Origin of the sequence: Mucilaginibacter sp. MD40, assembly GCF_002288635.1 — a bacterium.
Taxonomy (GTDB): Bacteria; Bacteroidota; Bacteroidia; order Sphingobacteriales; family Sphingobacteriaceae; genus Mucilaginibacter.
Window position 1 is genome coordinate 712,264 of the sequence record NZ_NRSW01000001.1, and the last position, 24,645, is coordinate 736,908.

Genomic DNA, 24,645 nt, shown 5'->3' on the forward strand with positions numbered 1-24,645 from the left:
AAGTTTTAGCTTTGATATTTGACATGCAGCTTACTTACCGCCCATACGAACTTTTACTTAAACACACGTTTACCATAGCGAAATTCTCGCGTAACGCTACCCCGCTCATGCTGGTGCAGCTTACCCACGAGGGCCAAACCGGTTATGGCGAAGCTTCCATGGTGCCGTATATGGGCGAGAGCGTGGAAACGGCCACAGCTTTCCTGAACCGGGTAGATGTAACACGTTTTACCTATCCGTTTAACTATGCGGAGATTATCACTTATCTGGATAGCATAGCGCCGGGTAACCCCGCCGTTAAAGCCGCCATTGATATTGCCCTGCATGACCTGGATGGCAAACTGCAAAACAAACCCTGCTGGCAGCTACTGGGCGGTAACCCTGGCCTGATGCCCGTTACCAGCTACACGGTGGGGATTGACACCAAAGAGATCATCATTCAAAAGATACAGGAGGCGCCAGAAGCAAAAGTAATTAAAGTAAAATTGGGCCGCGATAGTGATAAAGAGCTCATACAAACCATCCGCTCAATTACCGATAAGCCGCTGTATGTAGATGCCAACCAGGGCTGGACAGACCGGCAGCAAAGCCTCGACCTCATTTACTGGCTGCAGGAGCAAGGTGTGCAGCTGATAGAGCAGCCCATGCTTAAAACCGATATTGATGGTAACGCCTGGCTCACCGCCAACAGCCCCATACCCATCATTGCCGATGAGGCCGTACAGCGCCTTGCCGATGTGGAAAAAGCTGCCGGTGCCTACCACGGAATTAATATTAAACTCATGAAATCTGCCGGACTGTATGAAGCGAAGCAAATGGTTGATAAAGCCCGTGCACTGGGCTTAAAGATACTCATCGGCTGCATGAGCGAAACCAGTTGCGCCACCCTCGCCGCCGCCGCGCTGGCCCCGCAGTGTGACTGGGCCGATCTTGATGGCCCCCTGCTGGTTTCCAACAACCCCTACCCGGCGCCTGCATTTGAGGATGGCCGCTGGGTGTTGCGCAATGAACCGGGTTTAGGCCTGCGCGCCTGATGAGCCCCCATCGCTCATAGAAGCAGGGAAGCTAAGGTAAAATGTAGTACCGGCATCCATTACGGTATCAAACCAAACTTTACCGTTGGCATTCTCAATAGAGTTTTTCACAAATACGAGGCCCAGGCCGGTACCCGAACTTTTAGTAGTGAAATTGGGCTCAAATATCTTCTCGCGCATGTTTTCGGGAATGCCGCTACCGTTATCTTTTATGGTTAACAGGATATTTTTGCTGGTGATGAGGTAATTGATGTCGATCTCGCAGCGTTTATCTTCGGGCGTAGCCTCAATGGCATTTTTAAGCAGGTTATTAAAGCAGCGCAGCAACTGGTCACGGTCGGCATCTATCATAAACGGCTGCTCAGGCGGTTGGTAAGTGATCTGCACATTGTCCATTTGTTTAAAAATGGTAGTAGCCTGGTTAAGGATATCAAATATGTTAATGCGCTCTATGCGGGTATCGGGCATCTTGGCAAAGGCCGAGAATTCCGAAGCTATTGACGATAAGCTCTCTATCTGCTCCACAAATGATTTACTGAAACGCTCAAACTTCTGGTCAAATTTAGGGTCCTTATCCTTCCATGATTTATCCAGCAGTTGCAAGCCCAGCTTTAGCGGGGTGAGCGGATTTTTAATTTCATGCGCCACCTGCTTGGCCATTTCGCGCCAGGCCGATTCTCTTTCAGACTGGGCCAGTTTCTGGGCGCTTTGCTCCAGTGCGGCAATCATGTTATTATATTCCTTTACCAGCGCGCCGATCTCATCGTCGCGGTTCCATTTAATTGGCTCGTTCTTTTTCCCGTAAATGGTTTTACTCAAACTGTACTGGATAAAGTTAAGCGGCGCGGTTATTTGCCGGGCAATTATTACCGCGAACAACCCAATGGCGATAAATACCAGCGCATAAACGTTAATCATGATGTTAAGCAGGGAGCCTATCCGCTCGGTATAATCGGCCTCGTTGGCAAAATACGGCAACTGTAAATAAGCGATGGTTTCGTGCTTAATGTTGCGTATGGGCGTGTAAGCCGCTTTGTAATTAAGCAAGCCTATCTTTTCATCGTTCAGTATCTCCGATTTTTGAAGGCCATGCAGGTTAATAAAAGCGCGGCCGTTCATTTGCCGGGCTTGCAGGCCGTAATCATAAATTTTGGGCTGGGTGCTCATAAGCAGCGTCCCGTTCACATCAAACAAACTCAGGTCGGCAGAGTAAGTGTTGGCCAGCTCATCAAAACTGATCTGGGCCTGCTCGTTAATATGCTGTATACGGTCGGTAAGGGGGCCAACCTCAAAAGCGGCCGCTATCTGCAAAATCTTGGTACGTATCAGAGTCTCCTGCTGGCTCTGGTATTGCGAGCTGATGGAAACGAAGGTGATGATACCCACCAGTATCAGTGTAATTACTACCGCGAATATCATAGAAAACTGGATGCGTGTGCGGTAAAGTATCTTATCAAAATTTATCTTAAACGCCCATTTGATACGGTTGTTGCTAACGGTTAGGATCTTCACCCTTATCCACAGGAGGCGTAGCAATATGAGCAGGGTACTGAAGGATAACAGCACCACAAAGAAGAAGGTTAACGCGGTGATACTGGATAATATGGCGTTATCCTCACGCGTTACCACAATAAGGTTGCGTTCGCTGGGTTTGTAGAGCAGGTGACTGTAAGTGGTAAAACGGCCCGTCATGCCGTTTTTGCTGCCCTGGGTAACCTGTGTAGTGTATGTTTTTATTTTGCCGCTAAACTCGTTGTTGCGCAGGCTGTAAATATAGGTTCCGCTTTGGGCCACCAGCCGGTTATCCGCATAAAAAGCGAACGAATAGTTTTTAAACTCGTCGCTGCTGCCTTTCACCTGTTTGTCGATCAACAGGTCGGGGAACGCTCCGGGGGTTAGCAGGGTTTTGGATTTAAGCTCAATTACAATGGTACCCAGGTTGGTGTTCCCTTCCATTACCGGCAGCATGGCAAAATAGCTCTGAAAGCCAAATGACTCGTTTTCGCGGTAGAAATATTTGGATACTTTGAACGAGTTATACACCACCATATCCTTAAACACATCCAGCGAATAACTTTTATCTACCGATACGGGTTGCCCATCGGGCCCGTACTCATGCACATCAAAATCATACTTGGAAAGGTACTGGTCAAAGTACTGCTTTTTCAGGCCGGTTTCGAGGTAATCATCGCTATGGTTAGGGTTTTTATAGTAGGATATCAGCAGCGAATCTTTGGTGATATCATTCTCTATCCGGTTAAATATACCATCGGCAATGGCGTCATCGGGCATTTCCAGGCGTTGTATCAATACCTTACGCACGGCCTTTTCCTTGATCTGCTCAAAATGATCAAGCTTTGAGGCCGATATCACGGTGCATAACAATATTACACTGATAAAGGTAGCCGCGGTAAAGCGCCGCCCGTGGTAAAGGTGCGAATAACCCCTGATGAGGATCAATAGCATCCACAGCAAGTGGAACAGGCTAAATTCCCAGTAGTAGGTATTAACGATGGTGGCCAGCGATACGCCCAACAACAGCCCAAATACCTGCTGCTGCAACGGTACTGCCAGCTTTAAGCAAATGGCAATGGCCAGTTCGCCCAGCAGGAAGAATAGCAGGAAGGCGAAGCACAGCATAAGCACTCCCAGGAAGCTGAATCCCGAAAGATTAAGGATGTTATTTACATCAAAGCTGATCTTAGAGTTGATCACCAGGCCATAAAAGGCGCTTAACAGCGCCTGCGCAGTACCGATGAGGGCAAGCACCATAAACCCGTAAATGGCATAGCCGGTTATTTTGCCTGGCGTTTTGGTAATGAGCCGGTTCCGCTGTATGTAGGCGAATCCTGCAAACCAGCATATAAATAAGATATTGATACAAAAATCGCCCAGCGAGCGGAAAACCGCCGAAGAAGCGTACACCTGCGGGTTAAAGAGGCTAAGCTGCTGCGTAAACGTAGGTATACCCAGCCAAAGGTTGATGGCCCTGATAGCCACTATGGAACCTGCCAGAAATAGCAGCGCCAGATAGGCGTTTTTACGGGCAATGTACTGCGCCACACTATTGATGAGGATACACAGCGTAATAATGGCCATTACCCAAAACCCGATAACCAGGTAAAAGAACCGGTGATTTACCCCCTTTGCCAGTTTAAGCGAAAAAAGATATACGCCGTTTACATCATGTACGGGGTAAATCTCTTTATCGGTAAAATCGGCAATGGCAATATTACGGTCTGTGGTAAGGTCGCGGGCAAAAACATTGGTGAGGTACTCATTGGTAAAAGGATAATTTCCCTTTACCGGTATAAAAAACATCACGGTTGTTTCGCCATCCGTTTTACGGATAGCTTCATAATAGCCGTTAGGTTGCTTAATAAAAGAGCAACCCTCCTTGATACGCTTTACCGCGTTTGGCGGGATAATTTTAGCGCCCGACCAAAAGCTTAAAACACCTTTTTTATACACCAGCAGCCATATGCTCCTGCTGGTTGTAAATTCGTTGATGTATTGTATACCCTTTTGCGGTGTGGAGCGCAGATTTTTTATCTCATTAAAAACTGTTTTATTGCCAAGTGCCTGGTAAATAAAGTTTTCTTTTTTATGTAGGTTGTTCTCCAGAAATTTGGCCGTTTGCTCCAGGTTGTTGGCCGGGGTATAGGTACCCTCAATAGCTATTGCTGTAAATAGCAAACTGGCAAACAGTAACGCAAGCAATACACGTATTTTTCCTGGGGCTGACACAAATAGGCTGATCTACTTAACAGTTAATGAAATAGCAAAGCCACCCATTACGGTGGCTTTTAAATATGGTTAGGCTTGTATAGCGGCGCTTGCCGTAGCAACATCGCGGTTTACCTTTTTTACTAAGCCCTGCAACACTTTGCCTGGCCCTACTTCGGTAAATGAGGTAGCGCCATCTTCCAGCATATGCTCAACAGTTTGGGTCCAGCGTACCGGGCCGGTAAGCTGGGCAATCAGGTTATGCTTAATGTGCTCCACATCGGTGTAAGGCTTCGCGTCGATGTTTTGATATATGGGGCAAACCGGCTGGTTAAAAGCAGTATGTACAATAGCATGCTCCAGTTCAACACGGGCCGCTTCCATCAGCGGCGAGTGGAAAGCGCCGCCAACATTCAGTTTCATGGCACGCTTGGCGCCGGCAGCAGTCATTTTTTCACAGGCCGCATCAATACCGGCAACCGTACCCGAAATAACCAACTGGCCGGGGCAGTTGTAGTTGGCCGGCACTACAACATCGCTAACCTGTTTACAAATATCCTCTACCGTAAAATCATCCAAAGCTAAAATAGCGGCCATAGTACCGGGTTGTATCTCGCAGGCTTTTTGCATAGCATTGGCACGGGCGGCTACTAAGCGCAGGCCGTCTTCAAAAGCCAGCGCGCCTGCAGCTACCAACGCCGAAAACTCACCAAGTGAATGCCCGGCAACCATATCGGGCTTAAAATCATCGCCTATTACTTTTGCCAATATTACAGAGTGCAGGAAAATAGCAGGCTGAGTAACCCTGGTTTGTTTAAGGTCTTCTTCGGTACCATCAAACATAATATCGGTAATGCGGAAACCTAAAATTTCATTCGCTTTTTCAAATAGTTCGCGGGCCTGCTCGCTTTGCTCGTAAAGGTCTTTACCCATGCCAGGAAACTGGGCGCCCTGCCCAGGGAAAATATATGCTTTCATTAGCCCCCCAACCCCCTAAAGGGGGTTTTATTTTAAAGTTTATAATATAATTAATTAGCCATCCTGCTCCCCCTTCAGGGGATTGGGGCTTAACTTAACCTCGATGATATTAAGTTTAAAAATTCGGTTCTGGTTTTTTCTTTCATAAACTCGCCTGTAAATGCCGATGTGGTAGTTACCGAGTTTTGCTTTTGTACGCCCCGCATGCTCATGCACAAGTGGCGGCACTCAATTACCACGCCAACACCAATTGGGTTAAGCGTTTGCTGTATACAATCGCGTATCTCGTTGGTTAAACGCTCCTGCACCTGCAGGCGGCGGGCATAAACATCAACCACGCGCGGTATTTTACTTAAACCTACTACGTGCCCGTTAGGGATATATGCTACGTGTGCCTTGCCAAAAATGGCAGCATATGGTGTTCGCACATAGAGTATACTTCTATGTCCTTAACAATCACCATCTGGCTGTATTCCTCTTTAAACATAGCCGATGTAAGGATGTCTTTGGCGTTAAGGTCGTACCCGTGCGTAAGGTACAGCATGGCCTTAGCCATACGCTCAGGCGTTTTCAGCAAACCTTCCCTTTCCGGGTTTTCGCCAAGCTCCTTTAAAACTTCGTGGTAATGGGCCGAGAGGTTTTTTATCAGTTCGGGGTTGTAGCGGTCAATTTTCTGGTAGCCGTTTATACCCGCGTCCCTGTCCGGAATGTTATCGTGATCGGTCATCGTGTGTATTTATCCGCCAAAGTATTCGGCAGAATTATTTTCGGTTTCGTATAGTTTAACAGAATGCAGGAACACGCCCTCATGCGCCTCAATAGGTCCTTTTAACTGGTTAAATATCTCAATGGTGAGCAACTCGGTCGAAGCCATTTTGCCGGCCATAAAGTCCACATCTTTATTAATATTCTTGTGATCGAGCTTCTCTATCACATATTCATTAATGATCTTTTTAAGATCTTTCAGATCGATCAGGTAGCCGGTAGCATGGGTAATTTCACCTTTAACCGTTACAAACAGGTTGTAGTTGTGGCCATGCCAGTTTGGGTTGGCGCACTTACCAAAAACCTCAAAGTTTTTTTCTGCGCTCCACTCTTCCCGGTACATCCGGTGTGCGGCATTAAAATGTTCTCTGCGCGTGATATGTATCATCATAACAATTAGTGGTGCAAATATACAAAACAAATAATGCTGAGTTGTTTTATCTTAGTTGGCAAAAAGTTTTGAACGGGATGAATATATTGCTGGTAGCGGCCACGGAATTTGAGGTAAATGAGTTAAAGTCAAAAATCAAAATTCAAAATTCAAAAAAACTATTGATGAGCAGGAAGGCCAACTGCAAATTGCAAACTGCAAACTGCTCATTACCGGTGTGGGAATGGTGGCAACCGCCTATGCGCTGGGCCGCGAACTGGGCGCTAATAGCTACGATATGGCCATTAACCTGGGTATAGCCGGCAGCTTTGACAGGAGTATTGCCCTTGGCGAAGTGGTGGAAGTAATTACAGACACGCTTGCCGAACTGGGAGCCGAGGATGATACCGCATTTTTACCGATAGAGCAAATGGGCTTTGGCGAGAGCCGTTTTGAAGCTACTTATCAACTTGATACACTTACGCTGCCGCCTGCGAAAAAAGCAACAGGCATTACCGTAAATACCGTGCATGGTAACGAAAGTTCTATACAAAAACTGCAGCAACGGCTAAGCGTTCAAACAGAAAGCATGGAAGGGGCAGCTTTCTTTTATGCCTGCAGGCAAGCCGGTGTGCCTTGTATGCAGTTAAGGGCCATATCCAACTACGTGGAGAAACGCAACCGCGATGCCTGGCAAATAGGTGCGGCTATTAAAAACCTCAATGCCTATGCACAGGAACTTTTAGCGGCATTAAATAACAAAGGCCGCTCATGAGCGGCCTTTGCATATATGTTGTGCAATTTATAATTAACCTTTAGCACGCTCTACGTATGAGCCGGTAGCAGTATCAACCTTAACACGGTCGCCAATGTTAATGAACAAAGGTACACGTATCTCGGCACCGGTTTCAACAGTAGCCATTTTAAGGGCACCGCTTGAGGTATCGCCTTTTACGGCAGGCTCAGTGTAAGTAATTTCCAATTCGGCCGAGCCGGGGATCTGCCCCATGATGGCTTCGTCGCTTTCAAAGGCAACAATTACGTTCATGCCCTCTTTAAGGAAACGCACTGCCGGGCCAAACAGGCTTTTAGGCACATTGTGCTGGTCGTAAGTGGCGTTATCCATAATTACCAATGAATCGCCGTCTTCATAAAGGTACTGGTAATCGTTGGTTTCCACACGCGCTATATCCACCTCCTCATCGGTACGGAAACGGTACTCCACCAGTTTACCGGTTTTAACGTTACGCATACGTGCCTGGTAAAAGGCGCGCAGGTTACCTGGTGTGCGGTGTATAAACTCTTCTACCTGCACCAGTTCTCCGTTAAAGCGCAGTATATTTCCATTTTTTACATCAGATGCTTTTGCCATATTATTTGTGAATACTTGAAGGCCAAAATTAGCTAATTGATTTTAATTTTCAGCACGCCGCTTTTTATAGCGCAAGGCAATAAAAAAACAACGCTTGTCCCTGTATTTAAGCCCCATACCATCCTAAGGGGCCAGCAGATGTTAACCCGCATTTGCCAATATGTTAATTGGCTGCGCCAACACATTGCCATTTCTAATAACATTGTAAATAAAACACGCTTTAAATTAAATTTTGGCATTATTTGAAACACATTTTTTAAATAATATGTTTGTTCAATTGGGTAAATGTTTACTACCTTATGCCATATATCAAGCCCATGAGAATATTTCACCTGAGTGCCGAATGCTACCCCGTGGCCAAGGTTGGCGGCCTTGCCGACGTGGTTGGGGCGCTGCCTAAATACCAAAACCAGGCAGGGTTAAACGCGGCGGTGGTTATGCCTTTTTACGACCGTAAATTTGTACAGGAAAACACGTTCGACGTGGTTTTCCAGGGTACCAGTTTACTGGGCACACGGCGCATTTATTTTGAAATATTAAAGGAGCAAACCAATAAACTCGGCTTTGAGCTTTACCTGGTAAAGATACCCGGCCTGCTCGATCGTGAGAACGTTTACAGCTACCCTGATGAGCGCGACCAGTTCATGGCCTTTCAATTGTGTTTCCTGGACTGGATAAACTGGAGCGGGCAAACGCCCGACCTGGTACACTGCCACGACCATCACTCCGGGCTGGTACCTTTTATGATGTATCACTCGGCTTTGTATACCCGCCTGGCAAATGTACCCACCGTATTTACCATACACAACGGCCAGTACCACGGCGCCTTTGGCTGGGACCGCCTGAATTTACTGCCCGAGATAGATATGTTTAAAGCCGGTTTACTGGAATGGGCAGGCGGCATTAACCCGCTGGCCTGCGCGGTTAAATGCTGCTGGCGGTATACCACCGTTTCGCCGAGCTACCTGCATGAGCTGGAACTAAGCAGCAACGGCCTCGAATACCTTTTCTACCTCGAAGGGCAAAAAGGTGTAGGCATTTTAAACGGTATTGACACAGAGGTTTGGAACCCCGAAACCGATCCCATGCTACCCGCCCACTTTACAGCAGTCACCGTTACCAAAGGCAAAAATCAAAACAAGGAAGCGCTTTGCCAGCGCTTTAACCTCTCAACAGATAAGCCATTGGTAGCCTTTATTGGCCGTTTGGTAGAAGAGAAAGGATCAGACCTGCTGCCCGCTGCTATTGAGCGCAGCATACAGGAGCATGGCGATAAGGTAAACTTCCTGGTGCTGGGTACCGGCGACCCTGCTACCGAGCTCCAGTTGAATGCTTTAAAAGAACTGCACCCCACTCAATGCGCCGTATTCATAGGGTATGACGAAGCCCTGGCCCACCTGGTTTATGCCGGAGCCGATTTCCTGCTGATGCCATCGCGGGTGGAGCCCTGCGGCCTTAACCAGATGTATGCTCTGCGCTACGGCACCATGCCAATGGTACGCAGCACCGGCGGCCTGCGCGATACCGTAATTGATTTTGGCGAAGAAGGTGGCTACGGCATACGTTTTGACCATGTAAATGTAGATGACATGAGCCTGGCCATTTCACGGGCGGTTGTTTTATATGATGATACGCGTAAAATGCAAACCCTGCGTAAGCGCATGATGGCGCTTGATTTTTCATGGGGGCGCTCTGCTAAAGAATATACAAACTTGTACCAAAGCTTAATTTTGTAGATATATGACATCCAAAGTAATCAGTATTGTACTTGGGGGAGGGCAGGGCAGCCGCCTGGCGCCACTAACCCAAACACGCTCAAAGCCGGCTGTACCTATAGCAGGTAAATACCGCCTTGTTGATATCCCGATCTCTAACTGTTTGCACTCGGGCATAGACCGTATTTTTGTGCTTACCCAGTTTAACTCGGCATCGTTAAACAAGCACATTAAAAATACTTACCATTTCAGCACGTTTAGCAAGGCCTTTGTAGATATACTGGCCGCCGAACAAACCCCCACCAGCGGAAACTGGTTCCAGGGAACGGCCGACGCGGTAAGGCAAAGCCTGCACCACCTGAACGTGCACGATTTTGATTACGTGCTGATCCTATCCGGCGACCAGCTGTACCAGATGGATTTCAGCGAGATGATACAGCAGCATATTGAAAAAAATGCCGATATATCTATCGCCACCATACCCGTACACGCCAATGATGTGCCCGGCTTTGGTATCTTAAAAACGGATGAGAACAGCCTCATTACCTCGTTTGTGGAAAAACCTAAAACAGGCTTTGAGGACCTGGTATCTGAAGTGAGTGATGAGATGAAGGCACAGGGCCGCCTTTACCTGGCCTCAATGGGTATCTACATTTTTAACAAAAAGCTGCTTTACGAACTGCTGGAAAATACCGATGATACCGACTTTGGTAAAGAGATCATCCCGCACTCTATTGTAGGGCACAAGGTGGTGAGCTACCAGTACGAAGGCTACTGGACAGATATTGGTACCATACCATCGTTCTTTGATGCCAACCTGGGCCTTACCGATGATATACCGCAGTTTAACCTGTTTAACAGCAACCAGATATTTACCCGTGCACGTATGCTGCCCCCTACCAAAATATCGGGCACTACCATGGAAAAATCCATCATCGCGGATGGCTGTATCATTAACGCCAGCCTGGTTAAACGCTCCATTATTGGGATACGTACCCGCGTAGGTTTTAACTCGCAGATAGAGAACTGTTATGTAATGGGTAGCGACAGCTATCAAAACCTGGATGAAATTGCCCTGGCAAAGCAAAACAATATACCAGCCATGGGAATTGGCGACCGGTGCTGTATCAAAAATGCCATTATTGACAAAAACACCTACATAGGCGATAACGTAACTATTAACTGCGGCAGCAAATTACCAGATGGCGACTTCCCTACCTATACCGTGGTGGATGGAATTGTGATCATTAAAAAGCGTGCAGTTATACCAAGCGGCACTATTATTTAACCAAAAATTAACAAAAACACATAAAAACTATTTTTAGTTAATTTGTTATATATAAAACTAAAATTAACTAAATCATGAAAAAGACCATTGCAACCCTTGCTGTCGCCGCCATTACGTTCGGCAGCATTAATGCTTTTTCCAGGCCTGTGCAAACACAGCAGGACACTTCGAAAACCAAAACACACAAGGAAAAGAAGATGAAGCACAAAAAGCCATGGAAAGACACCACTAAAAAGGACACCATGAAAATGTAGTTTTTGTTGTTGTGTGTAGCTATTAACCAAAAAGGCCCTGCAAAATTTTTGCAGGGCCTTTTTGGTTTTATGGCAATGAGCGTTTACAGTTCTATGCTTTCGCCAACTGCCGGCAGCTTAAGGTTAAGCCCGGCTTTAATGAATTTCTCGGTAACCTCGTCCTTGTTTATCTTAATTACCGGGAACGAATCATAATGTATACCTACAATATTTTTACAATTCACAAACCCGGCGGCCTTAATGGCATCATCGGCACCCATGGTATAATTGTCGCCAATAGGCAACAGTGCCCAGTCAATGTTCTCGTCTTCCAGTAACTTCATATCATAAGTTAACGCGGTATCGCCTGCAAAATAAATGGTTTGGCTATCGCCGTAAACTACAAAACCTGCAGGGTTACCACCGTTTGAGCCATCAGGCAACGCGCTGGAGTGGATAGCATTTACCATTTTTACACGGCCAAACTCAAAATTGAAGGCGCCGCCAATGTTCATGCCGTGTACGTTTTCAACACCTTTAGTGCCCAGCCAATTGGCTATTTCGGCAATGCAGATCACTTTTGCGCTTGTGCGTTTGGCAATATCAATCAAGTCGCCTACGTGGTCGCCGTGGCCGTGTGATACCAGGATATAATCCGGCTTCAGGCTATTTACGTCAATATCCTTTGCCAGCGGGTTACCTGTAATAAACGGATCGAATAATAATGTTTTGCCGCCAACAACTATTTCCAGTGTCGACTGACCATAATAAGTGAGTTTCATAGTATTTTTTTACAGATGCTTAGCAAGTTATTTGCCAAAAAGGCTGCCCAAGCCGCCCATGCCACCCAGCATAGCACTGGTCATGGCGGCCATTTCGCTCTGGCTTACATTCTCTGCCTGTTCCAGCGCTTTGTTAACGGCTACTACCAACAGTTCTTCCAATTCTTCCTTATCGGCTTCTTTTAAAAACGCCTCGTCAACAGCGATGGATTTAATTACTTTGTTGCCATTAGCCTGTACGGTGATCTTACCGCCTTCGGCCATACCGGTAACCGTGATCGCGTCTAATCGTTTTTTTACCTCGCCAGCCTTTTGCTGGGCTTCCATTAATTTATCAAACATGATACCCCCTAACCCCCTAAAGGGGGAATAAAAGTTAATATTATGAGTTAATTGTTATCCATTCCTATTCTGCTCCCCCTTCAGGGGGCTGGGGGGTTGCTAATCCTCTGCCGTATCCCCGTTGCCGGTATAGGCGCCTTTGCGTACAATTGGCATGCCTGTCATTTTAAACAGATCGTCCAGGTGCAGCAGGCTACCGTTTACCATATTGCCTAACAAAACAATGGTTACATCGTTTTTAAGGTCGCGTAAAAATATATGGCGGAAACCATGCCACCAGCCGGTGTGGTATACCACCTTCTGGCCCGGCGCCTCAAATATACGCCAGCCGTAGCCGTAGCTAAAGTGCCCGCGTATCATGGGGTTGTGGGCGGTATAGGCCGAATCCTGCGTAGCTGGCTTAATGAGCTTGCCCGCCTTAAGCGCCTGGTCAAACACAAACAGGTCGCCAACGGTACTGTATATGCCTTTATCGCCTACCGGCCCGTCCAGGAAATTCTGCGCTACCGAATAACGCCAGCTGTTACGGTCGTGCCCTACTACGTCAACCGGTATTTTATCATAAACCGCTTTTGAGTACACGGCGGTATGCGCCATGCCTGCAGGTTTAAAGATGTTCTCTTTCATGTAATCGGCATAACTTTGTCCGGTAACTTTTTCAATAATAGCGCCCAGTACCATAAAATTGCTGTTGTTGTACAAAAAGCTGGCGTTAGGTTTATTAAACCGGGCGGGTTTGTACTTGGCAATCATTTCCATAGCCTCCTTGTTAGTAAGGCCTTTTTTCTGGTTGAGGTGCTGCGTGCGGTAGATGTTATCAACAAAGTACACATAGTTCATCATGCCGCTGCGGTGGGTAAGCAGCAGGCGTATGGTAACCCCTTCGTAAGGGAAATCCGGAAAGAAATCGCGTACGTCCTGGTCAAGCTTAATTTTGCCGCGCTCCCATAGCTGCATAATGGCAGTACCGGTCATGGTTTTGGTAACCGATGCCAGCTCAAACTGCGAGCTCAGCTTCAGGCTGTCGCGGGTAAGGTGGTTGGCCCAGCCGAAAGATCCTTCATAAATGATCTTACCTTTTTTAGCTACCAGCACATTGCCGTTAAAACCGCTCACCTTATGCAGGTGCTCCATAAACTCCTCTATCTTTTTATCGCCTTTTTGAGGGTCGTACTTTAATATCTCGGTGGGGTTAAAGGGTTTGCCATTATCCGCCTCGCCATTTTTATTGTGGCCGGGATTTGATGAGCAGGAAGCTAAAGAAAGCAGGGATATAGCGATGGAAATGACAGCAGTGCACACTTGTCTCATAGGTATTAATCAATCACAAAAACGAAAGGCGAAAATTAAAAATTATATAACTGCAAAAAGATTAAATAAGGATTAATGTTTCAACAATGTTAATTAAATGCAAAAGCGCCCTTGCGGGGCGCTTTTTAATATATCAAACGTATACGATGAGGTTATTTTACACTCAGTACATCAACGGTAAATACCAATACAGAATTGGCAGGTAGTTTATCGCTTGCCGCCCTGTTACCATAACCAAGAGCCGATGGTACGATAAGGAATATACGGCCACCAGCCTTAACATGCGGTATACCGTACTGCCAACCGGCAATAACACCCGATAGCGGGAAACTTACACCATTATTCGCATCAAACTGAGCACCGGATAGCAGCGTACCTACATAATTTACCGTTACGGTATTGTTGATAGTAGCGTTAACGCCTGTTCCCTCCTTAATTACCTGATAATATACACCGTTGGCATCTTTAGTAACGCTAATTTCGGGATGGGCTTTAATATACAGCTGTATATCCGCTTCATCTTTAGCGGCCTGCGCGGCAGCATCAAATTGTGTTGAATTGTCTTTTGAGCACGATGCCAAAACAGCCACAAACAGGCTTAAAATGAGTAAGTATCTTTTCATGATATCTTTAACGCAATAATTTACTCAGGTGATACAGTCGACGCGATTTTTAATTCATTCATCTGCGCCTCTGCTATGGTTGATGGCGAATCGATCATGATATCGCGTCCCGAGTTGTTCTTAGGGAAAGCGATCACATCGCGGATAGAATCCAGACCAGCGAAGATCGATGCTAACCTGTCGAACCCGAAGGCGATGCCACCATGTGGCGGAGCGCCGTACTCAAAGGCATCCATCAGGAAGCCGAATTGTTTTTGCGCTTCTTCCTTAGAGAAACCAAGGTGTTTGAACATGAGCGATTGCAGTTCACGGTCATGTATACGGATAGAGCCGCCACCAATTTCGGTACCGTTGATCACCAGGTCATAGGCATTCGCGCGTACTTCGCCAGGCTTGGTATCTAACAGGGCAATATCCTCCGGTTTAGGCGAGGTGAAAGGATGGTGCATAGCGTGGTAACGCTCACTTTCCTCATCCCACTCCAGCAGCGGGAAATCAACCACCCACAGCGGCGAAAACTTGTTTTTATCGCGTAAGCCCAAACGGCCACCCATTTCCAGGCGAAGCTCGTTCAGCTGTTTACGTACTTTATCAGTCTGTCCGGCCAGGATCAAGATCAGGTCGCCTTTTTCGGTTTCAAAAGCGGCAGACCACTTGGCCAGTTCTTCCTCGTTAAAGAATTTATCTACTGATGATTTAATGGTACCATCCTCATTGTGGCGGGCGTAAATTAGGCCGGTAGCACCAATTTGAGGGCGTTTAACAAAGTCGGTCAGTTCATCCAATTGCTTGCGGGTATAGCCAGCACAACCTTTCGCGTTGATGCCCACAACCAGTTCGGCATTATCAAATACGCCAAAGCCTTTGCCTTTCGCAATATCATTCAGTTCAACAAACTGCATCCCAAAGCGGGTGTCAGGCTTGTCGGACCCATACAAACGCGCCGCGTCGGCATAGTTCATGCGCGGGAACTCGTTCAGTTCAATCCCTTTAACGGTGCGGAAAAGGTGGCGGGTTAAGCCTTCAAATATATTCAGGATATCTTCCTGCGTCACAAAAGATAGCTCACAGTCTATCTGCGTAAACTCCGGCTGGCGGTCGGCACGCAGGTCCTCGTCCCTAAAGCATTTAACGATCTGGAAATAACGGTCGAAACCGCTCACCATCAGCAGCTGCTTAAAGGTTTGGGGCGATTGCGGCAGGGCATAAAACTCTCCCGGGTTCATGCGGCTCGGCACCACAAAGTCGCGGGCACCTTCCGGGGTCGATTTGATCAGTACCGGTGTTTCTACCTCGATAAAATCCAAATCAGATAGATATTTACGTACTTCCTGCGCCATTTTGCTGCGCAAAACCAGGTTGTTACGGATAGGGTTACGGCGCAGGTCCAGATAGCGGTACCTGGCGCGCAGTTCTTCGCCGCCATCGGTTTCATCCTCAATTAAAAACGGCGGAATTTTAGCCGCGTTCAATACTTCAAGTTCGGAAACCGCTATTTCTATTTCGCCGGTAGGTATTTTCAGGTTCTTGTTAGAACGTTCTAAAACCTTACCGGTTACTTTGATCACAAACTCGCGGCCCAGGTTGCGGCCGGCTTCACGCAGTTGCTCATCGGTTTCGGTATTAAAAACCAGCTGAGTTAAACCATAACGGTCGCGCACATCAATAAAGGTAGTACCACCCAGATCGCGTGATTTTTGTACCCAACCGCAAAGTGTAACGGCTTCACCTAAATTGGCAATAGTTAATTGTCCGCAAGTGTGTGTTCTTAGCATAACGTAAAATTCTGAATCCCGCAAAAGTACTGTTTTGAGGTTAAAGGTTAAAGCATTAAGAAAAAAGGGGTAAAATAGGTGTAACTATTATTGCCCTGAAAAATCAAATAGTTTTATAAAGCCAATGAAAATCGCCAAACCCTATCTGCTGCTGTTTATTTTATTAGCTACCCATGTAAGTTTAAAGGCCCAAACAGAACAACTCAAGAACTTTGATGCCTTTTACCGGGTATTTGCAGACCGTTACGCCTTTTTTGATATACACCATGTTAACTGGAAGGCATCATATATAAAAAACCGGCCAGCGGTTGAAAAAGGCATGACCAACGATAGCCTGTTTAGCGTGATGAGCCGAATGCTGAAACCGCTTGCCGACTCACACGTGAGCCTAACCGATGCTAAAAACAAAAGGAAGTTTAATGCCGCCGGGCCATCGCAGTTTGCTACAGAGTTTTATAATGATAGCATAAGAACCGTTTTCTGGAAAATGGTTGACGCTTCGCTTAAAGCCAAAGGATTTGATGAGGTTAAAGGCTACGGATCGGTATTTAAGGGCAAGCACCTGTTTTATTTTACCCGCCGGGCAGATATTGGTTACCTGCGTTTTAGCCGCTGCTTTGCCAGGATAACCGACGGGGAGCTGGACGAGAAAAATTTTGAAACAGCGGTGCTGGATTCACTGATGGCCCAATGCAAAGACCTGAAAGCCATGATAGTTGATGTGCGCGCTAACATTGGCGGCGATGATAAGTTTAGCTACGAAGTGGCCGGTCGCTTTACCGCGAAGCCGGTAGTGGGGCACTATAAACAGGAGCGCATTGCTAAAACCAACCGCTACACCAGGCTGCAAAAATGGATGATCAAGCCTAAGGGCAATTACGCTTTTGAAAAGCCGGTAATAGTGCTTACGAATGATAAAACCGTGAGCGCCGCCGAGATTTTTACCCTTGCCATGAAACAGCTGCCACAGGTGAAAACGGTTGGCTCGCATACGGAGGGTAATTTATCAGACATGTACAGCGCGGAGTTACCCAACGGATGGGAGTTAACGCTTTCCAATCAGCGCTATTATTCGCCCAAAATGATTGGCTACGAAGGTATAGGCATACCGGTGGATGTACAGGTCTTAAACAGCCGGAGTAACTTGCTAACCGGCACCGACCCGGTGGTGGACGCTGCACTGGCTGCTTTAAAGCAATCAATGAAGTAATTACCGGCGTTCCATTTTGTTCCGTTTTAGTTTCCAAAAGCGTTCCGCATGGAACGCATGGCTAAAGTGGATAAGTAACGCTCATTCAGTGGCTTAGCTACTATATTTAAAGCTTTCCGGCGCACTTGCCGCTACGCTAACCAATTGTATGTCAAAATGTTCCGTTTGTTCCGCGCAGGTATTATCTCCTGGTGGAACGCTTGAAAATATGGAAGTATACGGCTAAAAATTTATCCATCTTTCCCCGCATGTTTGTACGGCATTACCGGTACCATATCAATAGTAAACAGCATACCAACGGAGCCCTACTTATTTTAGCCGAATGATGAGCGGGTTGATGCTGTCTAATTGCGTCAAAATCTTACCTTTGTAACCTCAAAAATTAGGAATAATAATGTTTGAAAATCTTTCGGATAAGCTGGACAGGGCCTTTAAGGTACTAAAGGGACAGGGATCAATCACTGAAATTAACGTGGCCGAGACCATGAAGGAGATACGCAAAGCCCTTCTGGATGCCGACGTAAACTATAAAACCGCCAAAGCATTTACAGATGATGTAAGGCAAAAAGCATTGGGCGAAAACGTATTAACTACCATTTCGCCGGGCCAGTTGCTTACCAAGCTCATGAATGATGAGTTGACCGCCTTAATGGGTGGCACCACATCAGAGCTGGACCTCAAAGCATCGCCAACCATTATCCTGATAGCGGGTTTGAACGGTGCGGGTAAAACTACCTTCACCGGTAAACTGGCGAACTTCCTTAAAACACAAAAAAACAAAAAGCCCTTACTGGTAGCTGATGACGTTTACCGCCCCGCAGCGATAGACCAACTGGAAGTATTGGGACAACAGATAGGCATACCCGTTTATGCTAACCGCGAAAGCAACGATCCTATAGCTATTGCTAAAGAAGGTATTGCCCAGGCTAAACAAAATGGCAACAACGTAGTGATCATTGATACCGCCGGTCGTTTGGCTATTGATGAGGCCATGATGGTGGAGATCGAAAATGTTAAGGCTGCTACGAATCCGCATGAGATCTTGTTCGTGGTGGATTCCATGACCGGCCAGGATGCCGTGAATACCGCTAAGGTATTCAATGATCGTTTGGATTTTACCGGTGTGGTGTTAACCAAGCTGGATGGTGACACCCGTGGTGGTGCCGCGCTGTCTATTAAATCGGTGGTAAACAAGCCTATCAAGTTTATTGGTACTGGCGAGAAGATGGAAGCACTGGATGTTTTCCACCCTGACCGTATGGCATCGCGTATCCTGGGCATGGGCGACGTGGTATCATTAGTAGAACGTGCGCAACAGCAATTCGACGAAAAAGAAGCTGCCGAACTCCAAAAAAAGATACGCAAGAACAAGTTTGACTTTAACGACTTTTACGGCCAGATACAGCAGATCAAGAAAATGGGTAACATGAAGGATTTGATGGGCATGATACCGGGTGTAGGCAAAATGATGAAGGATGTAGAAGTGAGCGACGACGCATTTAAAGGCATTGAGGCCATTATTCAATCCATGACGCCGAAGGAGAAGGAAAACCCTGATCTGATCAACCAAAGCCGGCGCCAGCGTATTGCAAAAGGCTCGGGTACCGATATCAACGAGGTAAACCGCCTGATGAAGCAGTTTGAGGATATGCGCAAAGTAATGAAGCAAATGAGCAACCCTGCCGCCATGGCGCAAATGATGCGCAGGATGCCAAAAATGTAATACCCTCCAGCCCCCTGAGGGGGGAGTTGGAGAGCAAATAATAAAGCCCGGATAAAATATCCGGGCTTTATTATTATCATCAATTATCTTTAGTACAGTAGCTATCTACGCATTAAAAGCTTCCAGCGCCTTTTCAATACGGATGATGGTTTCGCTTTCACCAAGCAGTTTGGCTATGTCGAACACATGCGGGCCAAATTTGCCACCCACAAGCATAATGCGGAAAGGCAGCATCACATCACCGGCTTTCAGGCCTTTTTCTTCTGCCAGGGCTTTAAATTTAGCTTCAAGCGCTGCGGCATCATACGTTTCAGGAGAGCTTAATATACTAATGAACGCATTGAAAAAATCGGTTTTGGCATCCGTCCATTTTGGTTTAACAGCATTCAGGTCATACTCTGCCGGTTGCCGGAAAAAGTATGCCGATTGCTGATAGAAATCATATATCAGTACGCATCGCTCTTTAACAACGTCTATCACTTTCAGCAAATACGCTTCATCTTTTATCACGATGCCTTTAGCTTTCAGTACCTCCCAAACTTTTAACTTCAGGTTTTCCGCATCAGATCTTTTGATCCACTCGGCGTTATACCATTTGGCTTTCTCAAAATCGAACTTAGCACCGGCCTTGCTGATGCGATCGATCGAGAATTTTTCTATCAGTTCATTCAATGAGAAGATCTCCTGATCGGTGCCATCATTCCAACCTAACATGGCCAGCAGGTTCAGGAAGGCCTCCGGTAAAAAACCTAACTCGCGGAAACCGGGCGTTAATTCGCCGGTTTTATTGTCCTGCCAGTTCATGGCATATACCGGGAAACCCAAGCGCGCGCCATCGCGCTTGCTTAATTTGCCGTGTCCATCGGGTTTTAATATCAATGGCAAGTGCGCCCATGCGGGCATATCGGCCTCCCAACCCAATACCTTCCAAAGCAGGATGTGTACAGGAGCGCTTGGCAGCCACTCTTCGCCACGAAAAGCGTGGGTAATTTTCATCAGGTAATCGTCAACCACCACCGCTAAGTGATAGGTTGGCATGCCATCGGCTTTAAGCAGTACCTTATCATCAACCAGGTTACTGTCAAAGTTCACATAGCCGCGTATCATATCGTCAAACCCTATGTTTTGGTCTTCCGGCATTTTTATGCGAATAACATGCGGGGTACCATCATGCAGTAATTTTTCTACCTCATGTAAGGGCAGGCTCAGTGAGTTGCGCATCTCATGGCGATAAGCATGCCCATACTGGAAGTTAGGGATATCTTTACGTTTTTGCTCCAATTCTTCCGATGTATCAAAAGCGTAATAAGCATGTCCATTCTCTACCAGGCGCTCTGCATATTCCCGGTACAGCGGTTTACGTTCGCTTTGGCGGTAAGGGGCAAAGGGACCACCCACCAGCGGGCTTTCATCAGGCGTGAGGCCGCACCATTTAAGGCAGTCCATAATGTACTGCTCCGCGCCATCTACATAGCGGGTTTGATCGGTATCCTCTATACGTAAAACAAAATCGCCACCGTGTTTTTTGGCAAACAGGTAATTGAATAAAACGGTGCGCACACCGCCAAGGTGCAAACCACCTGTAGGGCTCGGCGCAAAACGGACTCTAACTTTTTTATCTGACATTGCGGGGCAAAGATAAGCCTATTTGCCTTAAACCTGTAAGAATGATATTAAATGTGATGGTATAGTGATGGTTGGCTAATTGTACGCTACCCCATCATAAACAGATGGATAATGATAAACGGGCTTAAAATCATCCTCGCCGGCCAGTTGGCAGTTTACTTCTGTACTGGTGTTTATGATATCGCCAAACATACTTGCTATGGAAGTATCGGCAGCATCGCGCCCTGTGGCTATTTTTACAAAACCATTTAATGGTGATAACCGGGTAGCATCAAAAAGTAACCAGCGCCCTCCAATGTAAGCCTCAAAGCAGGCATGAAAATCCTGTGGGATGAGCATGTAGGAGTATCCTGTAAAATAACGTGCCGGTATAGATAGCGCACGGCATAGCGCAATACCCAAATGTGCAAAATCGCGACAAACGCCGGCCTGCTGGGCCACCGTATCATAAGCTGAAGTTTCGGATGTAGTGCTGCCGCTCAAATACTCCACATGGTTATGTATCCATTTGGTGATGGCAACCGCCTTATTATAATTGTTGGCCAGATTACCAAATTCGTTTTCGGCCAGGCGGTACAACTTGTCCGACTGGCAATAACGGCTTGGGTTAAGGTACATGAGCACTGCCGGCTCTAAGTGGCTAATGCTTATGTCGGTATAGTTCTTAAAATGGTATACTTCAAAGGCGTTTTCCGCTATGGCGTCGTACATGATCTGGTAGTCGCCAGGCCCCGGTATATCTATACGGACAAAACGGTTGTCTGTATCAGGAATGGTTAGTTCTTCGCCGGAGGAATCAGGCGTTATGGTAAAAACTTCATCCGATATCAATTGCCCGGAAGTTTTAAGCGCGTGAATGTTTAATATAATAGTCCCGGCAGAGTTTGCCTGGTAGCCCAGCCGGGCCGATACCTTAAATTTCATTATTGTTATCTGCGGGTAATTTGGCAAAAGCTTTTTCCATCCAATCGCCCGATATATTATTGAGCGCGGCTTTTAGTTCATCGTCCCACTGCATAGATATATCGGCCAGATCGCGTTGTGTATAGCGTTGTTCCACCAGTTCAAAGGTACCCTTTTTATACAATGCAATATCTATCGGAAAATCAACATTATTGCTGCTTACCCGGGTAGAATCGAACGACAGGAAGGCGGCTTTAAGCGCCAGGTGCATGCTGGAGTTCTCATCAATTGTACGGTTGAGGATGGCCTTGCCCTGGCCTGAATTACCTATAGCTACAAAAGGTGCACCTTCGCCCAACTCTACCCAGTTTCCTTCGGGGTAAAGTAAAAATAGCTTATGGTCTTCATCACCTTTAAGCTGGCCGCCGATAATGGTATTCAGATCAAACTTAAAGCCTGCTTTTTCGAGGGTCTCTTTGTCCTCAAGGGCTACGCGGCGTATTTGCTCACCAAAGGCATTTACCGCCTGGAAAAGTTTATCAAAAGTTTGTGTATGCGTTAGCTCATTAAAATAAACCACCGCCTTATCCCGAACAGAACGCAGGCCACTGGTCATGATGAACATGGAGCCGCCGTCTTTTTGTACGATGGTCAGCTTTTTCTTATTGGTTGTTTCTAAACCCGATGTGATCCTGGTATCGGCAAGCGCCACCAGGCCCTCTTTTACCTTTATTCCTAAACAATAAGTCATAATTGATAAGAGTCAAGAAACAAGAATCAAGATTCAAGAAAAAGGCTTTTAACTCAGTCTTGATTCCTGACTCTTGGTTCTTGTGTCTGTAATTTATTACTGCTGCTGTTGTTGCTGTTGTTGTATCATCTCCATGTACCTTGCATAGCTGTTGCGAGGCATGCTTTGCGCTGGTGCAGGATTTACTGACGATGTAAATATATCCTTTTCTTCATGAACCTGCCCGTCCTCGTGGCCAACAGATACGGATACTTCCAGCTTGTGGCCCGCGCTGCCTTTGTATACTCCTTTTACCGGAGAGCAATCGCTAAAGTTACGCCCAACGGCCAGCCGCACGTGGTTCTCGTTGGCAATGCAATTATTAGTTGGGTCGATACCTAACCAGCCATAACCGGGTAGGTAAGCCTCCGCCCAGGCGTGAGTTGCGCCTTCGCCGCGCATACCATCCTTATTAGGGCAAATATACCCGCTAACATACCTTGCCGGTATGCCTACATAACGCAGCATCACCATTAGCAGGTGGGCAAAATCCTGGCAAACACCGGCGCGTATCTTCCATATTTCATCCAGCGTGGTTTCAACCGTGGTTACGCCCTTAATATAGTCGAAGTTCCTGTAGACATAATTGCTAAAGTTAAGCGCCGTATGATAGGGTGTATCTTCCGCTTTGCGCTCAGCCTCTACAATAGGTTTCAACTCGCTAAGCCCTTCAAAATACTCCTGCTTTAAAAAATCTATATAAGGCACTATATAGCGCATGTTGTATAGTTCTTGCCATATTTCTGATGAGAACATGGTATCAACAGGTAAGGGGCGGGGGTGAGTAATTACCGACAATTGCGAATTGATTACCAGTGAATTATGCGACTCGGTATAGGTAAAACTACCTACCTGGTTGCCATAATAATCAATATAAGTATCTATCTGCGGGTGGCCCGTTACAAACAGATCATGCTTAAGCACCTCCTGATAAACATCATTAATAGGATACAGGATAATCTTATTGGCGCTGTCGCGCACATAACCATCATAAGTGTACCTGGTAATATGCTGTATTTTAAATTCGGGCATTATGCTTATGTATTAGTTGGAGAATAGGGGTGCCTCGTCTCCAAATTTCAAATCAGTTTCTATGAGTTGGCAAAGTAATAGCCATTGAGTGAATTGCCTATTTTGTACAGGTCGTCGCGCAGGCCGGTCAAATATTGGTGCAAGCCTATCTGGCTGATGCTTTTTACCGAACTGTATTTGATATTGCTTTGCAGCTTACCAATCTGGAAGGATATCTCGCGATAATCGTTTACGTTGCTGTTGTTCTTCAGCCTGTCAAAATACCGCTGAATGTTATTTACAGAATAGATGGCCGATCGCGGAAAGTCATTATTCAGAATTACCTGCTCAATCACATTATGCGCTTCCAGCCCATCTCTGTAGGTTTTCTGATACAACTCATACCCACCGATGGATTGCAAAAGGTGTTTCCAGTAGGTAATGTCCAGCAGCAGGTCGGGGTTGGTATTAATGGGGCCAAACTTCACATCCAATATATCTATAGACTGTATAGCGCGTTCCAGGTATTTGCCAATGTTCATGAAACTGCGTGCCTGCCCCCGCTCCATCGTGATCTCCGCAGTGCCATAGTATAACATGACTTCCTTTATCAGTACATCTAATATGCCTATTGGATCGTCTTTTCTTAAACCGGTGGCAATGCGTGGCTCTTTTACTGTATGGTAGTACTCGTTTATGCACTGCCAAAGGTCTTTGGGGATGTGCTCCTGTACACTACGGGCGTTCTCGCGCGCCAACGTGATCAGGTTGATTATAGAGTTGGGGTTATCGCGTTCGTTCACCATAAATTTTAATACGGAACGGCTCTCATTACCTAACGAACGAATAAGATCGGTATCGGCACCTGAAAAAATACGCATCACCGGCTCCCAGCTAAAACCAGCAATAGAATCCTGCGATGAGGCATAGTTGGTTTTCAGCATTCTCAAAATACCATCGCTCCGCTCAATGTAGCGGCTTAACCAATAAAAACTTGCTGCAACTCTACTTAACATTCATTTTTTATAATAATGAACACCGAATACGGAATGTAAAATGATGAAATTT

21 protein-coding genes and 1 pseudogene are annotated in these 24,645 nt (G+C 46.4%); 7 read left to right on the forward strand and 15 right to left on the reverse strand.

Annotated elements, in window-relative coordinates; translation table 11 throughout:
* Positions 1-23: 23 nt before the first annotated feature.
* A complete protein-coding gene (locus tag CKK33_RS03190) occupies positions 24-1,034 on the forward strand; it encodes a dipeptide epimerase (protein ID WP_095702722.1) in 1,011 nt (336 codons plus the stop codon).
* Here the strand turns inward: CKK33_RS03190 and CKK33_RS03195 are convergent.
* The 4 genes and pseudogenes from CKK33_RS03195 to CKK33_RS03210 all read right to left on the reverse strand — a co-directional run bounded on the left by CKK33_RS03195 (position 1,017) and on the right by CKK33_RS03210 (position 6,891).
* The gene (locus CKK33_RS03195) at positions 1,017-4,781 is read right to left on the reverse strand and encodes an ATP-binding protein (protein ID WP_095702723.1); all 3,765 of its coding nucleotides are present in this window, start codon (positions 4,779-4,781) and stop codon (positions 1,017-1,019) included. The genes CKK33_RS03190 and CKK33_RS03195 overlap by 18 nt on opposite strands.
* Positions 4,782-4,850: 69 nt before the next feature.
* Complete coding sequence (fabD, locus tag CKK33_RS03200) at positions 4,851-5,738, reverse strand: ACP S-malonyltransferase (RefSeq protein ID WP_095702724.1); 888 nt, start codon at positions 5,736-5,738, stop codon at positions 4,851-4,853.
* A gap of 89 nt (positions 5,739-5,827) precedes the next feature.
* Positions 5,828-6,465 (reverse strand): annotated as a pseudogene (folE, locus tag CKK33_RS03205) (GTP cyclohydrolase I FolE).
* A gap of 9 nt (positions 6,466-6,474) precedes the next feature.
* The gene (locus CKK33_RS03210; RefSeq protein ID WP_095705730.1) at positions 6,475-6,891 is read right to left on the reverse strand and encodes a 6-carboxytetrahydropterin synthase; all 417 of its coding nucleotides are present in this window, start codon (positions 6,889-6,891) and stop codon (positions 6,475-6,477) included.
* Between the two features lie 220 nt (positions 6,892-7,111).
* On the opposite strand from CKK33_RS03210, the gene mqnB reads away from it, so the two are divergent.
* Entirely contained in the window at positions 7,112-7,648 is a 537-nt protein-coding gene (gene mqnB, locus CKK33_RS03215; RefSeq protein ID WP_233138137.1) for a futalosine hydrolase, read from the forward strand.
* A gap of 33 nt (positions 7,649-7,681) precedes the next feature.
* On the opposite strand, the gene efp is transcribed toward mqnB, so the two are convergent.
* Complete coding sequence (gene efp, locus CKK33_RS03220; protein WP_095702726.1) at positions 7,682-8,245, reverse strand: elongation factor P; 564 nt, start codon at positions 8,243-8,245, stop codon at positions 7,682-7,684.
* Positions 8,246-8,562: 317 nt separating this feature from the next.
* Between efp and CKK33_RS03230 the strand changes: the two genes are divergently transcribed.
* From CKK33_RS03230 to CKK33_RS03240, 3 genes are all read left to right on the forward strand, one after another.
* Positions 8,563-9,981: a glycogen synthase gene (locus CKK33_RS03230; protein WP_095702728.1), complete on the forward strand. Its 1,419-nt coding sequence runs from the start codon at positions 8,563-8,565 to the stop codon at positions 9,979-9,981.
* Between the two features lie 4 nt (positions 9,982-9,985).
* Positions 9,986-11,248: a glucose-1-phosphate adenylyltransferase gene (locus CKK33_RS03235; RefSeq protein ID WP_095702729.1), complete on the forward strand. Its 1,263-nt coding sequence runs from the start codon at positions 9,986-9,988 to the stop codon at positions 11,246-11,248.
* 74 nt (positions 11,249-11,322) lie between these two features.
* Positions 11,323-11,502: a hypothetical protein gene (locus CKK33_RS03240; protein ID WP_095702730.1), complete on the forward strand. Its 180-nt coding sequence runs from the start codon at positions 11,323-11,325 to the stop codon at positions 11,500-11,502.
* 83 nt (positions 11,503-11,585) lie between these two features.
* Here CKK33_RS03240 and CKK33_RS03245 read toward each other — a convergent pair whose 3' ends face one another.
* From CKK33_RS03245 to aspS, 5 genes are all read right to left on the reverse strand, one after another.
* Positions 11,586-12,263 (reverse strand): metal-dependent hydrolase, encoded by a 678-nt coding sequence (locus CKK33_RS03245; protein ID WP_095702731.1) that lies wholly within the window; start codon positions 12,261-12,263, stop codon positions 11,586-11,588.
* Positions 12,264-12,290: 27 nt separating this feature from the next.
* Complete coding sequence (locus CKK33_RS03250; RefSeq protein WP_095702732.1) at positions 12,291-12,605, reverse strand: YbaB/EbfC family nucleoid-associated protein; 315 nt, start codon at positions 12,603-12,605, stop codon at positions 12,291-12,293.
* A gap of 99 nt (positions 12,606-12,704) precedes the next feature.
* Positions 12,705-13,916, reverse strand: coding sequence for a serine hydrolase (locus tag CKK33_RS03255; RefSeq protein ID WP_095702733.1), 1,212 nt, complete (start codon positions 13,914-13,916; stop codon positions 12,705-12,707).
* A gap of 152 nt (positions 13,917-14,068) precedes the next feature.
* The gene (locus tag CKK33_RS03260; protein WP_095702734.1) at positions 14,069-14,539 is read right to left on the reverse strand and encodes an FKBP-type peptidyl-prolyl cis-trans isomerase; all 471 of its coding nucleotides are present in this window, start codon (positions 14,537-14,539) and stop codon (positions 14,069-14,071) included.
* A 20-nt stretch (positions 14,540-14,559) separates the two neighbouring features.
* A complete protein-coding gene (aspS, locus tag CKK33_RS03265) occupies positions 14,560-16,314 on the reverse strand; it encodes an aspartate--tRNA ligase (RefSeq protein ID WP_095702735.1) in 1,755 nt (584 codons plus the stop codon).
* Between the two features lie 124 nt (positions 16,315-16,438).
* On the opposite strand from aspS, the gene CKK33_RS03270 reads away from it, so the two are divergent.
* Positions 16,439-17,524, forward strand: a complete 1,086-nt coding sequence (locus tag CKK33_RS03270; protein ID WP_095702736.1) for a S41 family peptidase — start codon at positions 16,439-16,441, stop codon at positions 17,522-17,524.
* A gap of 394 nt (positions 17,525-17,918) precedes the next feature.
* Entirely contained in the window at positions 17,919-19,247 is a 1,329-nt protein-coding gene (gene ffh, locus CKK33_RS03275; protein WP_095702737.1) for a signal recognition particle protein, read from the forward strand.
* A gap of 105 nt (positions 19,248-19,352) precedes the next feature.
* Here ffh and gltX read toward each other — a convergent pair whose 3' ends face one another.
* The 5 genes from gltX to CKK33_RS03300 all read right to left on the reverse strand — a co-directional run bounded on the left by gltX (position 19,353) and on the right by CKK33_RS03300 (position 24,593).
* Positions 19,353-20,873: a glutamate--tRNA ligase gene (gltX, locus tag CKK33_RS03280; RefSeq protein WP_095702738.1), complete on the reverse strand. Its 1,521-nt coding sequence runs from the start codon at positions 20,871-20,873 to the stop codon at positions 19,353-19,355.
* A 75-nt stretch (positions 20,874-20,948) separates the two neighbouring features.
* The gene (locus CKK33_RS03285; protein WP_095702739.1) at positions 20,949-21,797 is read right to left on the reverse strand and encodes a transglutaminase family protein; all 849 of its coding nucleotides are present in this window, start codon (positions 21,795-21,797) and stop codon (positions 20,949-20,951) included.
* Positions 21,787-22,527, reverse strand: coding sequence for a peptidase (locus CKK33_RS03290; RefSeq protein ID WP_095702740.1), 741 nt, complete (start codon positions 22,525-22,527; stop codon positions 21,787-21,789). Before CKK33_RS03290 ends, CKK33_RS03285 begins: the two co-directional genes overlap by 11 nt.
* Before the next feature lie 96 nt (positions 22,528-22,623).
* A complete protein-coding gene (locus CKK33_RS03295) occupies positions 22,624-23,598 on the reverse strand; it encodes a transglutaminase family protein (protein WP_095702741.1) in 975 nt (324 codons plus the stop codon).
* 59 nt (positions 23,599-23,657) lie between these two features.
* Entirely contained in the window at positions 23,658-24,593 is a 936-nt protein-coding gene (locus CKK33_RS03300; protein ID WP_095702742.1) for an alpha-E domain-containing protein, read from the reverse strand.
* Positions 24,594-24,645: the final 52 nt, after the last annotated feature.

Coding starts and splice junctions, on each gene's coding strand:
- CKK33_RS03190 (WP_095702722.1), top strand. CDS start 24: ATGCAGCTTACTTACCGCCCATACGAACTTTTACTTAAACACACGTTT.
- fabD (WP_095702724.1), bottom strand. CDS start 5,738: ATGAAAGCATATATTTTCCCTGGGCAGGGCGCCCAGTTTCCTGGCATG.
- CKK33_RS03210 (WP_095705730.1), bottom strand. CDS start 6,891: ATGATACATATCACGCGCAGAGAACATTTTAATGCCGCACACCGGATG.
- efp (WP_095702726.1), bottom strand. CDS start 8,245: ATGGCAAAAGCATCTGATGTAAAAAATGGAAATATACTGCGCTTTAAC.
- CKK33_RS03230 (WP_095702728.1), top strand. CDS start 8,563: ATGAGAATATTTCACCTGAGTGCCGAATGCTACCCCGTGGCCAAGGTT.
- CKK33_RS03235 (WP_095702729.1), top strand. CDS start 9,986: ATGACATCCAAAGTAATCAGTATTGTACTTGGGGGAGGGCAGGGCAGC.
- CKK33_RS03240 (WP_095702730.1), top strand. CDS start 11,323: ATGAAAAAGACCATTGCAACCCTTGCTGTCGCCGCCATTACGTTCGGC.
- CKK33_RS03245 (WP_095702731.1), bottom strand. CDS start 12,263: ATGAAACTCACTTATTATGGTCAGTCGACACTGGAAATAGTTGTTGGC.
- CKK33_RS03250 (WP_095702732.1), bottom strand. CDS start 12,605: ATGTTTGATAAATTAATGGAAGCCCAGCAAAAGGCTGGCGAGGTAAAA.
- CKK33_RS03255 (WP_095702733.1), bottom strand. CDS start 13,916: ATGAGACAAGTGTGCACTGCTGTCATTTCCATCGCTATATCCCTGCTT.
- CKK33_RS03260 (WP_095702734.1), bottom strand. CDS start 14,539: ATGAAAAGATACTTACTCATTTTAAGCCTGTTTGTGGCTGTTTTGGCA.
- aspS (WP_095702735.1), bottom strand. CDS start 16,314: ATGCTAAGAACACACACTTGCGGACAATTAACTATTGCCAATTTAGGT.
- CKK33_RS03270 (WP_095702736.1), top strand. CDS start 16,439: ATGAAAATCGCCAAACCCTATCTGCTGCTGTTTATTTTATTAGCTACC.
- ffh (WP_095702737.1), top strand. CDS start 17,919: ATGTTTGAAAATCTTTCGGATAAGCTGGACAGGGCCTTTAAGGTACTA.
- gltX (WP_095702738.1), bottom strand. CDS start 20,873: ATGTCAGATAAAAAAGTTAGAGTCCGTTTTGCGCCGAGCCCTACAGGT.
- CKK33_RS03285 (WP_095702739.1), bottom strand. CDS start 21,797: ATGAAATTTAAGGTATCGGCCCGGCTGGGCTACCAGGCAAACTCTGCC.
- CKK33_RS03290 (WP_095702740.1), bottom strand. CDS start 22,527: ATGACTTATTGTTTAGGAATAAAGGTAAAAGAGGGCCTGGTGGCGCTT.
- CKK33_RS03295 (WP_095702741.1), bottom strand. CDS start 23,598: ATGCCCGAATTTAAAATACAGCATATTACCAGGTACACTTATGATGGT.
- CKK33_RS03300 (WP_095702742.1), bottom strand. CDS start 24,593: ATGTTAAGTAGAGTTGCAGCAAGTTTTTATTGGTTAAGCCGCTACATT.